Origin of the sequence: Algoriphagus aurantiacus (assembly GCF_035156405.1) — a bacterium.
GTDB lineage: Bacteria > Bacteroidota > Bacteroidia > Cytophagales > Cyclobacteriaceae > Algoriphagus > Algoriphagus aurantiacus.
The window spans coordinates 347,404-362,979 of the sequence record NZ_JAXRUT010000003.1; the positions used below are offsets into that span (position 1 = coordinate 347,404).

15 protein-coding genes and 1 pseudogene are annotated in these 15,576 nt (G+C 41.2%); 8 read left to right on the plus strand and 8 right to left on the minus strand.

Features of this window, described 5'->3' with window-relative positions; translation table 11 throughout:
* Positions 1-99: 99 nt before the first annotated feature.
* From SYJ56_RS05125 to SYJ56_RS05160, 7 genes and pseudogenes are all read right to left on the minus strand, one after another.
* Positions 100-1,587, minus strand: a complete 1,488-nt coding sequence (locus SYJ56_RS05125; RefSeq protein ID WP_323832562.1) for a RagB/SusD family nutrient uptake outer membrane protein — start codon at positions 1,585-1,587, stop codon at positions 100-102.
* A gap of 11 nt (positions 1,588-1,598) precedes the next feature.
* Entirely contained in the window at positions 1,599-4,994 is a 3,396-nt protein-coding gene (locus tag SYJ56_RS05130; protein WP_323832563.1) for a TonB-dependent receptor, read from the minus strand.
* 76 nt (positions 4,995-5,070) lie between these two features.
* Positions 5,071-6,240: a FecR family protein gene (locus SYJ56_RS05135; protein ID WP_323832564.1), complete on the minus strand. Its 1,170-nt coding sequence runs from the start codon at positions 6,238-6,240 to the stop codon at positions 5,071-5,073.
* A gap of 63 nt (positions 6,241-6,303) precedes the next feature.
* On the minus strand, positions 6,304-6,855 hold the full coding sequence (locus SYJ56_RS05140; protein ID WP_323832565.1) for an RNA polymerase sigma-70 factor: 552 nt from the start codon (positions 6,853-6,855) through the stop codon (positions 6,304-6,306).
* A gap of 270 nt (positions 6,856-7,125) precedes the next feature.
* Positions 7,126-7,245 carry a hypothetical protein gene (locus SYJ56_RS25900; protein WP_416377782.1) on the minus strand — a complete coding sequence of 40 codons (120 nt, stop codon included), beginning with the start codon at positions 7,243-7,245 and terminating at the stop codon, positions 7,126-7,128.
* Between the two features lie 262 nt (positions 7,246-7,507).
* Positions 7,508-8,318 (minus strand): annotated as a pseudogene (locus SYJ56_RS05155) (IS91 family transposase); the annotation flags it as partial.
* Between the two features lie 208 nt (positions 8,319-8,526).
* Positions 8,527-8,829 (minus strand): hypothetical protein, encoded by a 303-nt coding sequence (locus SYJ56_RS05160; protein WP_323832568.1) that lies wholly within the window; start codon positions 8,827-8,829, stop codon positions 8,527-8,529.
* Positions 8,830-9,078: 249 nt separating this feature from the next.
* On the opposite strand from SYJ56_RS05160, the gene SYJ56_RS05165 reads away from it, so the two are divergent.
* Positions 9,079-9,579 carry a hypothetical protein gene (locus SYJ56_RS05165; RefSeq protein WP_323832569.1) on the plus strand — a complete coding sequence of 167 codons (501 nt, stop codon included), beginning with the start codon at positions 9,079-9,081 and terminating at the stop codon, positions 9,577-9,579.
* A gap of 221 nt (positions 9,580-9,800) precedes the next feature.
* On the opposite strand, the gene SYJ56_RS05170 is transcribed toward SYJ56_RS05165, so the two are convergent.
* Positions 9,801-9,968, minus strand: coding sequence for a hypothetical protein (locus SYJ56_RS05170; RefSeq protein ID WP_323832570.1), 168 nt, complete (start codon positions 9,966-9,968; stop codon positions 9,801-9,803).
* 611 nt (positions 9,969-10,579) lie between these two features.
* Here SYJ56_RS05170 and SYJ56_RS05175 point away from each other — a divergent pair.
* The 7 genes from SYJ56_RS05175 to SYJ56_RS05205 all read left to right on the plus strand — a co-directional run bounded on the left by SYJ56_RS05175 (position 10,580) and on the right by SYJ56_RS05205 (position 15,546).
* Positions 10,580-11,050 (plus strand): JAB domain-containing protein, encoded by a 471-nt coding sequence (locus SYJ56_RS05175; RefSeq protein WP_323832571.1) that lies wholly within the window; start codon positions 10,580-10,582, stop codon positions 11,048-11,050.
* Between the two features lie 273 nt (positions 11,051-11,323).
* Positions 11,324-11,578, plus strand: coding sequence for a hypothetical protein (locus SYJ56_RS05180; protein ID WP_323832572.1), 255 nt, complete (start codon positions 11,324-11,326; stop codon positions 11,576-11,578).
* 20 nt (positions 11,579-11,598) lie between these two features.
* Positions 11,599-12,489 (plus strand): tyrosine-type recombinase/integrase, encoded by an 891-nt coding sequence (locus SYJ56_RS05185; protein WP_323832573.1) that lies wholly within the window; start codon positions 11,599-11,601, stop codon positions 12,487-12,489.
* A 279-nt stretch (positions 12,490-12,768) separates the two neighbouring features.
* The gene (locus SYJ56_RS05190; protein WP_323832574.1) at positions 12,769-13,377 is read left to right on the plus strand and encodes an RNA polymerase sigma factor; all 609 of its coding nucleotides are present in this window, start codon (positions 12,769-12,771) and stop codon (positions 13,375-13,377) included.
* Positions 13,374-13,823: a hypothetical protein gene (locus tag SYJ56_RS05195; RefSeq protein ID WP_323832575.1), complete on the plus strand. Its 450-nt coding sequence runs from the start codon at positions 13,374-13,376 to the stop codon at positions 13,821-13,823. The genes SYJ56_RS05190 and SYJ56_RS05195 overlap by 4 nt, the downstream gene beginning before the upstream one ends.
* 64 nt (positions 13,824-13,887) lie before the next feature.
* Complete coding sequence (locus tag SYJ56_RS05200) at positions 13,888-14,331, plus strand: hypothetical protein (RefSeq protein ID WP_323832576.1); 444 nt, start codon at positions 13,888-13,890, stop codon at positions 14,329-14,331.
* A gap of 21 nt (positions 14,332-14,352) precedes the next feature.
* The gene (locus SYJ56_RS05205; protein ID WP_323832577.1) at positions 14,353-15,546 is read left to right on the plus strand and encodes a hypothetical protein; all 1,194 of its coding nucleotides are present in this window, start codon (positions 14,353-14,355) and stop codon (positions 15,544-15,546) included.
* The last annotated feature ends 30 nt before the right edge of the window (positions 15,547-15,576 follow it).

The window sequence follows — 15,576 nt, forward strand, 5'->3', positions numbered from 1 at the left end:
TGAAAATCCTGTAAAAATGAGCACAAAAAATCCCTCCAAAAGGGGATCTTTTGTGCTATGTTCTAGGTCTTATGAATTTCTTAAAAAGACCATTTACGGTCAGTTTTCATATCCGTCGTTTTGGCGAAGATTAGGATTTTCATTCATAACGCTTTGAGGAATAGGGAACAACACATGGTAAGGCTGTGCAGATTTTCCCGCTTCTTGGGCTTTTTCTATAAATTTACCATGACGGATCAGGTCATTTCTGCGGTGTCCTTCGCAGTACAGTTCCCGGCCACGCTCGTCCAGCAGAAAATCGCGTAAGCTTTCTTTGGTATATTCCGTATGATCAAGTAAAGTAGCATTCGCCCGTTCCCTTACCATATTAATAAGGTCAATACATTCCTGTGTCGGGCCACTTAGTTCGTTAAGAGCTTCCGCACGGGATAATATTACGTCTGCATAACGCAGCATGATAAAATCACTCCCCTGATCTGCGCCTCTGTGCTCTGGATCTTCGGAGTATTTCATGGGAGAAGCCCCGATGGCTCTGGGATGGTCGACAGCACGGAAATCCACTTCATTGCCATTTACGTCAGTATAGTATCTAATGATAGTCTCAAGCCTTTCGTCCTGGTCTTCATACTTATCATAATACGCCCATGGCATCCTAAGCCCACCCCAAATCTGCATTTGATTTCCGTTTGGTGCCTTGTACATCGGAACAGAGGGCAACACCGCTGCGAAGTAAGTCCATGAAAAACTCAAGTCTGACGTAATACGCTGAATGGGAAAGATTACTTCCTTATTGACAGGTCCTTCGTTCTCTGAAGAGAAAACACTCTTGTAAGAAGGAAGCAGATCATAAACGCCCATATCCATGACTTGCTTGGCTACATTGGCTGCTTTGTCCCACTGCTTGTCATTGAGGTAAATTTTCATCAACAATGTCAGGGCAGCGCCTTTGGTCAAACGGCCGTAATCCTGGGCTGAAACCGTTGCATCGAGCAAATCATACGAAGCCAGTATTTCATTCACCATAAAGGATACATATTCTTCCTTACCCGGCCTCGCGGGTTTCCATTCGGAATATACATTATTGGCGATTTCGGCATCTGTCACGATCGGAACAGGGCCGACCATACTATACAACAGATTGGCATAAAGTACACGCAGCACCCTCAGTTCGGCAATGCTTTTGTTCTTCCTGCTTTCTTCCACATCGGACTTGTCGAAGGCATCAATGATACGGGTTGCTTTGGTGACACCTTTCTGATATTCATTGTATAAGCCGGATCCGGCCATGTTGTTGGATTGCCAAAGGAAGTTGTCGATCATAAACCAGCCATGTCCCCAGGCTGTATTCATCTCATCGGTTGAAAGTGTATTTAATATGAATCCGGAATTGTCCATAAACCGCATCACAAAACTATTCCCCAGAGAATGATACACTCCTATAGTTGCTGCATGCAGGTCTGCTTCACTTTGGGGGAAGTTCTCGGAATTGATCTTGTTGAAATTTTCATACTCCAGGTCGAAACAACCTGTAAGCAAGCTGCCGGCAGTGAGTAGACAAATGATTTTTGAATATATCTTTTTAGTCATGGCTATTTAAATTAGAAGGATAAATTAACACCAAGGGAATAGGTTCTCTGGTTAGGGTAGGCAGAGAAGCTATCGGTTTCAGGATCCGATCCAGTATAATTGGTCATTACGAAAAGGTTTTGGGCATCAACGTAGACACGTGAGTTCTTAAACCTTCCCTGCGCAAAACTATTAGGCAGCGTGTATCCCAAAGTAAGGTTTTTAAGACGCACGAAATCGGCCTTTTCAATGTAAAAATCCGTACCGCTTTCAAATGTAGGGAACAGGCCTGTTGGATATTTGCCGTCCGGGTTAGTAGAAGACCATCTGTCAAATGAATCGGTGGTCACATTGTCAGAGAAGCGGAATTTGTCCGCCCGTAAGAAGTCCATACGGGTGACGTTGTTCAACTGTCTGCCGACTTCCCCGTAGAAGAAGATACCCAAGTCAAATCCTTTGTAGGTAAAGGTATTGTTCAATCCAAAACTAAACTTTGGAGCCTGGTTGTGGATAATTACTTTGTCCGCGTCATCAATTGCACCATCCGACTCCCCTGACAACTGTCTCTTTCCATCCCCATCAAGGATAAAATCCCCGCCTGTGTCTTTTAGCCAGCCATTGAGATCCTGTACTTTGATGCTTCCCGCCGGAGCGTTTGGCATATGTGAAACAGTCTCACCTGGTTGGATCAAGCCGTCGCTGAGATATCCGTATGAAACATGCAGAGGATCTGTTACCCCCTGATAAATAGCCAAAATTGAGTATGGGTTTCTTTCTCTCCAACTGTCCTTGTACTGGTAAAGGTTTAGGTCAGTACTCCAAGTAAAATTACTTTTCGACACATTGACACTTCTGAGTGAAATCTCGAAGCCCTTGCTTTGTGTTTTACCCAAATTGTCCGCCACACTTTCTACAGGATAGTACGACCCCACTGGTCTGCTATCCAGCAGATCTGAGATAGCTTTTTGATAATACTCAATGCTACCGGTAAGGCGATCATTGAACAAGCCCCAGTCAAGACCAAGGTTATATTCTGTGGTAGTTTCCCATTTAAGTTTTGGGTTTGCCAACTGATTTTCAGAAATTCCGGTCACAAAAGCGTTCCCCAACACATAATTGGCACCTGAAGCATAGAATCCATAAGTGTTGCCCCCGATTGAGGCATTTCCCGTCTGACCTGCACTTACACGCAACTTCAAATTGGACACCAGGTTTTGACCTTTCATGAAGTCTTCCTCGATCAATCTCCATGCAAATGCTCCTGATGGGAAATATCCAAACTTATTTTCTTTTCCGAACCTATCACTTCCGTCTGTCCGGAAAGTGAAGGTAAACAGGTATTTGTCTGCTATATCGTAGTTGACGCGGCCAAAATATGACAGGTACTTCGTTAGGCTTCTGTCACTGCCCACAACACGGGTCAAATCACCTCCGGCAGCCAGATTCCAGGGGCCAAAAAGATCTGTAATAAAATCCGAATTTTCCGCCCGTACAAATCGGGTATTGAAAGTTTGGTAGGCGTACCCCAGTACTCCATTGAGCCGGTGGTTGCCAAACAACTCTTTGGTATAAGTCAATGTAGCATCCAGCAGATAGTCATTTCTTCGTTCCTCGCTGATGGAAGCAAGTGTATTCATTTGAGCACCGATCAGATGGGATTTTGGAACGAAATAGGTGTTTTGACCAAAAGAAGCATTGGTTCCCATGTTTACACGAAAATCCAGGTTGTCAGACAGGCGTACTTTCCAGAAATTATTGATAAGGGTCCTGAAAGTATTATTTCTGTTTTCCACCTCTCCCCAGGATACCGGGTTTGCGGTACTGGCATGACCCGGATTGATTGTGTAGTTCCCTTGGTCGTCGTAGATAGGCAGGTATTGGGGATACATCATGGCATCCCTGATCATTCCTACGCTATTGGGGTTGGAAGACTGGGCGATGTTGTCCCTTGTAGTTTGTGTGGCGGAAATAGAAATACCTGTTGTCAACCATTTGGATAGATCGAGTTCCAGATTAAGCCTGCCTAGATATTGCCCAAACCCACTATTGACAACCACCCCTTTGTGCCCCAGGTGTCCCAGAGAGAACAAGTATCTGACGTTGCCCTCACCACCGTTGATGGACACATTTTGTTCGTTGATGATCCCCTGACGTGTGATTTCATCAAACCAGACGGTTTCTTGGAGGACGTTTGCAATTTCCTGATCTGTAAAAGCAATCTTGGGAGTGGACGTTATTGTTGAGGGATCCGCATTTCCGTAGGGAGCGATCTTGTTATTATACAACCACTCTTCACGGAAAAAATCATTTGACATGGTCATATAATCTCTGGTAGAAACCATTTCATAAGGATTGGCCATGTTCTGGAGAGATGCCGAAGAGTTGAAATTGATATTCATTGTCCCGGCTTTTCCTTTCTTGGTGTTGATCAGAATTACACCATTGGCTGCTCTTGCTCCATAGATAGCAGTAGCACTTGCGTCTTTCAATACTTCAACTGACTCAATATCACTTGGATTCACGGTATTGATATCTCCTCCCGGAAAGCCGTCGATCACAAACAAAGGTGCGTTGCCAGCTCCGGTAGATGCTGCTCCACGGATCACCATATCATAGCCTCCTCCCGGGGTGGCGGAATTTTGTCGTATGGACAAGCCCGGTACACGACCTGTCAAAATGTTGGCTACATTCGTGGTGGCTATCTGGGGCAGGTCGTCCATTTTCACGGATGAAACCGCTCCGGTTAAGTTGGATTTTTTGACAGAACCATAGCCGATCACCACCACCTCTTCCAGAGATTGCATATCCGGGGATAAGATAACATCGATGGTTGTCTGGTTTTGTACCACAACAGTCGTTTTTTCATAGCCGATAAAGCTGAAAATCAGAATATCTCCTTTCTCCACATCAAGTGAGAAATTCCCGTCAATATCGGTAACAGCACCATTTATAGTGCCTTGGACGTGAACGGTGACTCCGGGTATGGGCTCTCCGTTTTGGTCTGTTACCGTACCTGATATATCAATGGCATTTACTTGATCAAGTAAAGTTGTTTCATCCTTTTTTTGGTTTTCTTTTTTTCTGATAATAATGGTTTTATCATGGATTTCGTAGGTAATTTGGTGGGGCACCAATATCTTATCCAATACCTTTTCTATACTTACTTTTTGCAAATTGACACTGACTTTCGGAATCTCTCTGATTAAATCAGATCGATAGAGAAAATTAAAGTCACTTTGGTTTTTTATTTCCTCAAATACTTGCTCTACTGAGGCTTGATGTAAATTCAATACAAACTTCACTTTTTGTGAATAAGCACTTGCCGAAACTTTCATCACTCCTGCCAATATGAGAATTATGGTAAGTTTCATCGCCAATTGAATTTTACCCCATTCTATAAGGGGTAGGTTATAGGGTTTTTTTTTCATAATTTTAAACTGATTAAGTAAAACACTTTGATGATTTCGATTTGTTTTCAGGGGGATGCGCCAACATCCTCCTTTTTTATTTTATAATGATTTTCCTCCTTTCCGTTTCAAATTTCACTTCTCCTGTTTTTTCCAATAGATTCAAGACCTCTTCTAAATTTTCGTACCTCCGGAATTCCCCGGTAAAGGGTAGTTTTTTCATTTCCGGGTCTTCAAACTGTACTGATACATCATACCATCTGGACAAATCCAGCATAATTGCTTCCAAAGACTTATCCCTGAAATAAAACCACCCATCTTTCCAGGAAATAAACTCTTGTACATTTACATTTTTTTGGATTAAACTATTATAGTCTTTGACCAGTATACTTTGCTGATTAGGTAACAACATCTGATGTTCTGAAGGTGTATGTTCCAAGTATACCTCTACTTTACCTTCTACTAAGGTGGTGGCAATTATAGGGTCGTCCTGATAGGAAGAGATATTAAAGGAAGTACCCAGCACTTGGATAACCTGGCTTCCTGAAAGTACTTTAAAGGGTTTTTGAGCATTTTTGCTGACTTCAAAATATGCCTCGCCAGTCAGTTCAACCACCCTGTACTCTCCGGGAAAACTTGTGGGGTATTTCAATCGGGAATCAGCGTTTAACCAGACCCTGGTACCATCGGCCAATGTTAAATTAAATTTGCCTCCCCTGGGTATAATTAAGGTATTGTACTTCACTTCCACATCCCCTTTTTGCTCATTATATTTTATAGAAGTCCCTTGGCTGGTGATTTCCGTTCCTCCTTCCTCTAAGGTCAATGGGGTTCCTGTGGATAGATCATAGGAAGCACCGTCATCTGTCATTAAAATGGCCTTATCCGTCCCAGGCACAATAGCTGAAAGTGTCTGGTTCGTATTTTCGGAGGTAGATAAAAAAGGTTTAAACACGTAAAACGCTGCCAAGAGCACTAAAATACTTGCAGCAACAGATGTGGCATAAATCAACCTTCGATTTTTCTTCCTTGACTTCTTAAAATCAACCTTATTGGAAATAGCAGACCACCCATCTTCGGATCTTTGGAACCCATCTTCGAATTGAGACCCATTTCTATAAAATAGCTTCACCTGTTCGAAATAATTCTGATGGTCAGTACTTTCCGATAGCCATAGCTTTAATTGCTCTTCTTCCTCCCCAGTAAGGGAGGTATGGAGCTTTTTCCATATAATTGAAAAATCTATACCTTCCGAATATTTATGCACCCTATGTATCTTTTTGCCCTATGACACATAAGGTTTAGGAATGGGTGACAAATAATATTTTTATTATAAGAAAAAATTCAAATTTAAAGACTGATGGAGTAAAACCCGGAGTTTTTCCTTTGATCTTAGCAACTGAGTCTTCACAGTGTTTTCAGAAACGTCTAATTCTGTGGCAATCTCACGGATGGATTTTTCGTTCAGATATTTGAGTTTAAAAATGTTAGCCATTTTTGGAGGTAAATTGTCTATTGCCTCCTCTATTTTACTCAAAATCTCAGTATCTCCAAAGTCTACATTGGTGTCATTCAGGCAAGCTTCCAGATATAATAGATTATGTCTATCCTTTACTTTTAGGTTTCTTAGATAGTTGAAACACCTGTTTTTTACCGCGCTATAAAGATATGATTTAATGGAGGTGTTAATGGTCAAAAATTCCGCCCGCTCCCAAATGTGGATAAAGATATTCTGAACGATATCCTCACAAATTTTATCGTCAAAAACAAATCCCTCGGCATATCTGATTAGCCCAGGATAAAAATCACGGAAAAGTGCTTCAAAAACTTCCTTATTTCGCTTTTGAATCTCTCTAACTAATAGTTTGCTCTCAATTTTCACGCTGGAGTTGTGCAATTTTCATAAATATAGGATTAATCCATGATAATTTCGGTGACAAATTTTTCGTTGAATGGTAATTACTCCCTTTAAATGGCGGATTATGCTTGTGGGGGCACCACAAGGATGGGTTTTTTTTCTTATCTTCTTAGAATCCCCTTGCATTACAGGGGACGTAAACTTATAATAAAATTTTATTTACGCTTCTTTGATCCTTTCGAAATTGGAATCTTGATTATCAGACTGTAAAAAATCATTATGCCCCCCTTAATTTTACACGTTGCCAAATATTCTTTGGCCGGCTGCTTTTGACTTGGTATAGATACTGAAGTCATCGGCATAGCGAACGAATTTCAACCCTTTACTTTTGAGATACTTGTCCAGTCCGTCCAATAATATATTGGATAGAAGAGGACTGAGCCTGCCCTGCTTTCTGGCCCTTCGCTAAAATCTTCCGCTGGAAGATCTCTTTACGCTCAGTCCTCCTGTGGCACACCTTTTCTGCGCCTGTGCAGCTTCCCGTTGATCTGGATCGGTGCTCTAAGCCACTTTCGGATTAGCCACAGGGTTATAGGACATTTTACGCAATTCAATGTTCGGCCCTTCATTATCCAGTGAGACCTCTGCAGTATTTACAGCTCGTTACCGATAATTACTATGACTTCGGCCGGGGATTGTAGATTTCCAGTACTCTGGGTTCCTTTTCCCGGAGTGGTACGCCAAGTTCCCGTTGGATCAACGGAATAGTGACCTTCTTGGCAGAACTTCCCAAGATTCCGAAGTGCCTTAATCTGACAAGACCTTTGGGCAAAATATGCATGGAAAACCTTCGGATAAACTCCATATTGTCCAAACTCATATCCAGCTTTTGATCCCCCCGTCGGTAATCCTTGTAGTTGAAGGTGATTTTTTGTCTGTCTATATCCAAGATCCTATGGTTGGAGATAGCCACCTTGTGGGTGTATCGGCCAAGGTATTCCAGGACTGCTTTGGGATGGCCAAAAGGCCGCTTGGCGTACACCACCCGGTCCTTTTGGAATAATTCGTCGACCAATTCCTTTGCGGGTTGAAGCCTGGACTTGAGTGNCTTTGGGATGGCCAAAAGGCCGCTTGGCGTACACCACCCGGTCCTTTTGGAATAATTCGTCGACCAATTCCTTTGCGGGTTGAAGCCTGGACTTGAGTGCCTGTACATACTTTGCCCTGAACACTTTGCTCATGACCATCACCGGAAAGAGATATTTGCCTTTGCTTTTGGCTGTCTTCCACCTTCCTTTTTTGGTCAGCCCACCTCTCGGTACGATACAGTGCAGATGGGGATGAAGTGACAACGTCTGTCCCCAAGTATGGAGAATGGCGATCATTCCTGGCTTCGCACCTAGATGCTTTGGGTCTTTGGCAAAGCATGCCACCGTCTTCCATGCCGCATCAAACAGGCTGTCATACACCGCCCAGGGCTGATGCATTTACTTCGTCTGATGGTGGGCAGCTCGATTCGTTTGTCCTTCATCCCCTGGATACGGTAGGCAAAACGCATGGCATAGACGATGAATTTGACGTAAGAAGGTGTGTTATGACTGCGCTTGATCAGATGGAGGTAATCGGTGACCCGTTCCGGGTCAACTTTGGTGGGCAGTTTATTGAAATGAATAGCCACTTTGGGCAGATGTTTACTTAGGGGCAATCCGGAATATCATCCAGTAAGTTATGCCGATATCCTTGGCCTGTAGCGGTGAGAGATTTTTCATTATCACCGATGATGTGAACGTCTATTTCTTCGAAATGCTCCACAACATAAAATTCATATAGTCCGGAATGAATGCCGTCAATGGCATCGTGGACTGAAGTAGTCCATTTTTCACCAGTTCCATTCACTCTCCCTATGTGGGTGAGATCTCCTTCGAAAGTTCCTCTGGTGTTTTTTTTAATCTGATATGCCATAGCTGAGATGGGAGCGGGATATCTGAATAATCTCACAGGAATATTGGATAAGACCTTGCTTGAAAATTCGGTAGCCTATATCCAGAACCGGCTAAACTAACTACGCAATGATAAATACCTTCTTATTTAGGCTGCTGGCAAAGCCCAAAAGACAGGGGATTATATTCTGATGGAAGCACCGTTTTAGAAAGAGGGAACGATCTCCTCTTTTTTGTCATAGCTTGTAGCATTTGAAGGATGGAATTCGTAGTTCTTTATATATTCAAAATTTAACATCAATCTATTATGAAAATTCAATTTTTACTTTTGAGCTTACTTGCATTCATATTGATTTCCTGCGATAAGGAAGATGATAATCCGGCGATTTATTTAGAAGGGACTTATGAGAGTGAGTTTGCTTCCTCTGAAGGCAATCCGGTTTATTCAAGTGAAATGATATTTACGGCAGCAGGCAATGTATTGATTGAAACTTTTGTCACGCCGGTTGATTCTGAATTGCGTTGTTTAAGAGGCTACAGCGAAGGGACTTACTCATTGAGAGGAGAGGAGTTTAGCCTTTCACTTACTTCTTCCTTCGGGCCTGACCCGGCTACCTATGATATTCCAGAAGGATGTGTATCCAGGGACCTATTGGTAAATAATCTTAACCCGGCTAATCCCACTCAAAAAGGAACCTTGGTTTTGGATGATGCCAATAACTCTTTTTTGTTGGGGTACGCGTGCAATGACATGTTAGGGGTGATGAGTAACTGTGTAGGTCCTCAGACTTATATTAAAGTGGACTAAAAGTTCTTTTAGTAAAATACATCATTTGAGTACCTAAGTCTTATTTAAAATAGGTGGAATAAATACTGTCTAACTGTAAAGAACCCTTGTAGAATACCCCGTTCACCTGTGTTCATTCCACTAAATGAAATAAACTAAGGTGGCTGCCGGTTTGAAATATAGAAAGGTTTGGAAAGACTGCTGATCGGGGGGCTTTCTATGACCATCAGATCTTTCAGTATTCATGGACAATCCGGGAGACCAAGCAACAGATTGTGTGTATGTCCCTGTCCGGTAGCAGTCAGGGATTTTTCAATGTCACCCGTAATACTTACGTTGAATTCCTCAAACTGCTCCATAATAAAAAATTCAAACAAGTCTGAATTAATACCTTCCACAGCTTCTCTCATGGAAATATTCCATTTCTCCCCGGTTCCGTTTACACCCGCTATGTGGGTGATATCCCCTTTGAAAGTTCCCTTGATGTTTTTTTCGTACAGAGAATCCGTAATCGTTTCATTGTTTATGGCTGAGGTTTACAAAAATATAAGTTGATAAATTGTTTTAATTTCCGGGTGTGTGTGTTTCAATCTGATATGCCAATTAACCATGCTAAAATTATTCCATGTAATAGTTGTGGAACCTACAAGGGCATGTCATCTTATTCCAACGTCAGTTTTTTAGATCATCCGGCTTAGTGGTACTCATCTCCATTGAGTATTTACATTTCAATCTCCTATTTGATTGGGGATCTCCAAGATTGAGTACCAATAATTCTGAGTGCTAATTCTAGAAGGTGGAATAAGCAATCCCCCTATCAGGAAATGACTTGCTCAGACTCTATCCCTTTTTTGTCCCTGAATTCCTCACAAAGCTAGTCCTCTGGGCTCTGGGCGACCGAAAGCTTCCGGCATAAAGCCGCTTGCTGCGCTGCGCTTTTTATTCCTTTTCCTTCCGGTCTTTGTCGCCCAAGGCCTGATGGTGCTTCATAATTCATTGTTCCACAAAAACGAAAAAGATTATGAAGTCTTCAGAAAGAAAAATTGATTTGTTTGAAGTAGCTGAGATTAAGCTGAGCTACAGTGCCAAAGTAAAGCCATCCCTACGTCCAAGGGTAGCAAGTTCAAGACAGGTATATGAGGTATTTGCCCAAGTTTGGGATCAGGACAGGATTGAGTTTGTAGAGGATTTTAAAGTAATGCTGCTATCTAGAGCTAACTTGGTGCTGGGTATTGTGAACATCAGCTCTGGAGGAACTGCAGGCACTGTAGTGGATGTAAAACTGGTCTATGCAGCTGCCATTAAAGCTAATTCCAGTTCTCTGATCTTAGCTCATTGCCATCCGAGTGGGAATCTACTACCGTCTGAACAGGATAAGCGATTGACCCAGCGGATTAAAAAAGCAGGTGAAATCCTGGATATTCCTGTACTCGATCATTTGATTCTGACTGCGGAAGGGTATTATTCCTTTGCTGATGAAGGGGAGCTTTAGGGCTCCTTATTCTTTTATGAAAAATAGCTGATCTTAATTTTTAATTTCCAGCTTGATCCAGAACTCGATAAGTTTATTATGTATATTCTTAAGCCTGTTTTTTAAAGTAGTTGGTAGTGTATTAAAGCATGCATTGATTTTTTATAGGTTGGCCGGGATGATTCCGTTTAAGAGTAAGTCCAACCAAAGTGACAACAAATGTTTACAATCGACTACAAACGCTTATTCCCCAACATTTAAGACCTAAGTTTAGTAAACTGGTTTCAAAAAGTCATGGAAACTGCACAACGTAAACTGATTTATCAGCCGCTACCCAAAGCCAGTCGTATCAAAATATTCATTCCTTATCCTTTAAAACAGGAGCGGGAGCAATTGAAAGCGATTAATACAAGTTTTTATCATCCCAACCAAAAACTATGGAGCCTGGTCAATACCAAAGAAAACTGGGAGTTGATCCAGCGCGTTTATACAGGCAAGTTTGAGATCAGGCAAGCTGATAAAAAGGTTAGTACTCCGGTAAAACCTTAAATCAGCAATCTGTTCAGGTATTGGCTGACCTGGAACAAAAGCTTACGCTAAAAGCCTATAGTCCTTCCACAATCAAAAATTATACTTCTTCTTTATCTCAATTCTTAGGTTTTTTCGAAAGCCGTAGCCTCAAAGATATTACCAAGGAAGAAATAGAAGCCTTTGTATACCATCAGATCACCAAGTATAAGATTTCGGAAAGTGCGCAGAATACGCTTATAAATGCTATAAAGGCATATTACGAGCATGTTCTGGGTAGAGAGCGAACCGTTTATGATATACAGCGCCCAAAGAAAAGCATGACCCTTCCAAATATTCTTAGTCAGGAGGAAGTGAAAGCAATCCTTCAAAGTGTAGAGAATATAAAGCATCGGGCGATTTTGATGCTTATTTATAGTGCAGGCCTGAGAATCAGTGAGGCTATCAAACTGAGGAATCGGGATATACATTCCGATGAAGGATATATTTTCATCAAAGGGGCTAAAAATAAAAAAGACAGGAAAACAGTACTTTCTCCTGTATTACTGGTGCTTCTAAGACAGTATTACAAAGTGCATAAACCAAGCTACTGGCTTTTTGAAGGACAGGAAGGTGGACAATATTCTACTACGAGTATTCAGGCTGTTTTTAGGAGGGCGATTGAAAAAAGTAATTCCAATCCTTGGGCAACAGTCCATACCCTTCGTCATAGTTTTGCTACTCATTTACTTCAAAAGGGCACAAACCTACGCTATGTTCAAGCCTTATTGGGACATGAGAGCAGTAAGACGACTGAAATCTATACCCATGTGCTGTCTATTTCCAATAAAAATATTCAAAGCCCGCTTGATGGGATCGACGAAATCCTTAATTTGGTCACAGGAGAACCCCGAAGACCTGTAGACAATGGCGATATAGATGCAATAGGGTAGCGGGACTTCGATAAATACAAGTGTTGTGCACAATGCCGCACGGACATAGTAGTGGCCACCGCACATTGGCACATTTGCTTGCCACACTTTTCACCGCAATACCAACGCAATCAAAAGAGCCAGTCCCTCCTGCATGCACAAGCAATTTGAATATCAATGTTGGTGAAAACTTACTGGATAGAAAAATAAAGGCATAGCAATCCAGATCACGCTTAATAATAAATATATTAACCTGACGATTCATGCAACATTTCAAATACATTCCGGTCTAATCTTCTATTGGACAAAGCAGAAACAAATAATACAACAGACCAATACTTGGTTGAAAAGGTTTTGAGTGGAAACACAAAATCCTTTGAGACTATTATAAACAACACCAAGGGTCTGGTTGCCCAAATTGTATTCAAGATGATAAGCAATGAGGAAGATCGAAGAGATATTGCACAGGATGTATATCTGAAAACATTTAAGGACTTGCCCAACTTCGGATTTCGTTCTAAACTGTCAACCTGGATTGGCCAGATTACATACAACACCTGCTTGAACTATCTTGAAAAGAAAAAATTGGTTCTTCTTGCTATTGATGACAATGACACACACGATGAAGCATTGGATGCCATCAGCAATAAATGCAATTTGGAATCAATCAGTGAGACAGAGTCTCGGTTTTTTGAAAAGGAGGTTTCAGAGATATTCAAACTTGAAATCGAAAAGCTACCACCAGTTTACAAAACCTTAATTACCCTGTACCATAATGAAGAATTAAGCTATGGAGAAATAGTACAGATCACGGGGTTACCTGAAGGAACAGTAAAAAATTATCTTTTTAGAGCAAGGAAATCATTAAAAGAACGAATACTTCTAAAATATAAAAGGAGCGAACTATGACAGCTGAACACCTTTCCGATAACGATATCCAACTGTACGTATTGGATAAAATTAACTGTACGGATACCATCATTGAACATGTGGATATGTGTCCCAGTTGCAAGGCGAAAGCTGACACCTACCAGTTATTGTTTTCGGTAATTAAGCAACAATCAAAACCAACCTTTGAATTCGAGTTCTCTGGTTTGGTTTTGTCCAGGCTGACGGATCAGGAGCCAGCAAATTCCAAGGCTACCTCTCTTTTCTGGCCGATTGCATTTATTGGAGTATGTTCCATTTGTGTCACCGGCTATCTATTTGGTCAACACCTGATTAACATGTTTTTAAGTGTTTCCGCCATATCAATGTATTTGGTGTTTACAGCAGCAATTACATTGATATGCTTTCAGGGCATTGAAATGATCAACAAATACAAAAGGAAGATAAACAAACTGGATTTTGTTTGATTGCGCTGCAACATTAAACACCTGAGTCGGTCTAATTAAAAAAACAGAAGATAAAACGACAAACATGAAAAAGACACTATGTATCGTAGCCATGACAGCCATTTCAGTTATGGCAGTTGGCCAAGAAAGCAATCCTGCCCAAGGGATGAGTGTTAGTGAGGAGGTATTCGAGGAAATATTCAAAATTTGTGCTACCATTTTTGTAGTCGTTCTTGTAATGATTTTTATTCTTTCCATTCTAAAGCGAATGCTGGATTATCGTCTTAAAAACAAGATTGCTGATAAAGGAGTATCCGAAAATGTAGCTTCATCCATTCTGCAATCGGATACAAAAGAAGATGGAGCCATCAATATTAAATGGTTTTCCATCCTAGCTGGTATTGGAATCGGATTAACTATTATCAATTATACATTGCCACTGGGTATCCACTCTTTGGCGATTATGTCGTTTAGTATTGCCCTGAGTTTTCTGGGCTATTATTACTACCTGAAACGATCCACAAAATAGCTCACTAAACTTTAATTAAAAATGGAACAACCAATAATTACCCAAATTTGGGCATGGAAACGTATTGTCTTATTCTTTGTCATCGTGGTATGCCAATCTGCGAATGGACAACAATCTTTGCCGATGATAAAGGCGAACACCAAAACTGTTGACATACAGGATGGAGCCGTTTTCCAAAAGGGTATATGGAATCTAACACCCGAAGCTAAGCCTGACATCTATTATGCACTTGAGCCTGGAAAAGAAAGGAAAGTGACGTTCTATACAGATATGGACTCCATTTCTTTCGATGTAAAACCAGGTCTTACGTATGATTTTATTATTCTGCTAAATGACAAAGATACTTGCTTCACTCAGATAAATTCTTTACCAAAAGAGAAAATTGAGGTTTCTACTATTGATCCAGAGCAACTAAAAGAAGACTTTACTTTTCTAAGGGAGGCCATACTGCAAGAACATGGTGGTTTGTTTCGATACCAAAATAGGAATGAGTTTACCCAATTGTCGGATAGCTTGTTTCGCACTCTTGATCATCCAATGAATCAATTTGAATTTGGAACATTGGTCAGATTTTTCCTGAGTTCTGTTAAAGACGGACATACCGGTAGCAGCTTGCCATCCGAATTAATGGAATATTATGCCGGGCATATTAAAATGTTTCCGATTCAACTTTACTTTATGGATGAAAGAGCCTTTGTGCTTTGCAGTGGCCCCAGTGAGCTGCCTCCCGGAACAGAGTTGCTCTCGATTGACGGCAAACCAATCAATGAAATTCGTAAGGAGTTGTTTCGTTACTTATCCTCGGATGGAAACATTGAAACGAAAAAATTTCAAACACTGAACAGGGATGCATTCCCTTTTCTTTACAGTTGGGTTTTCGGGGAAAAATCCGACCATACCATCACATACAAGACCCAGACGGGGTTAGTGGAAAATATGCATATTAAAACAGATTTTATTAAAGAATCATGCGTACCCAAAGGACATGACAAAGGCAAGTACCTGCAACTGGACTACAAATCAGGGAATATTGCTATTCTTACTATCAAAACTTTCAGCAGCGAACGGCTCAGGCAGACAAATGAAGATTTTGTAAAATTCCTACAGGTAAGTTTCAAAGAAATCAAAAATCAAAAGTATCGCTCCGAGCATCCCATATGTTTTGGATTAGGAATTTCAGAGAATCGGTTTAGGTCTGTGCTGCTTCCAGTTTGAGGGAAGAAGTTGGTACAGGTCTTTTTGTTT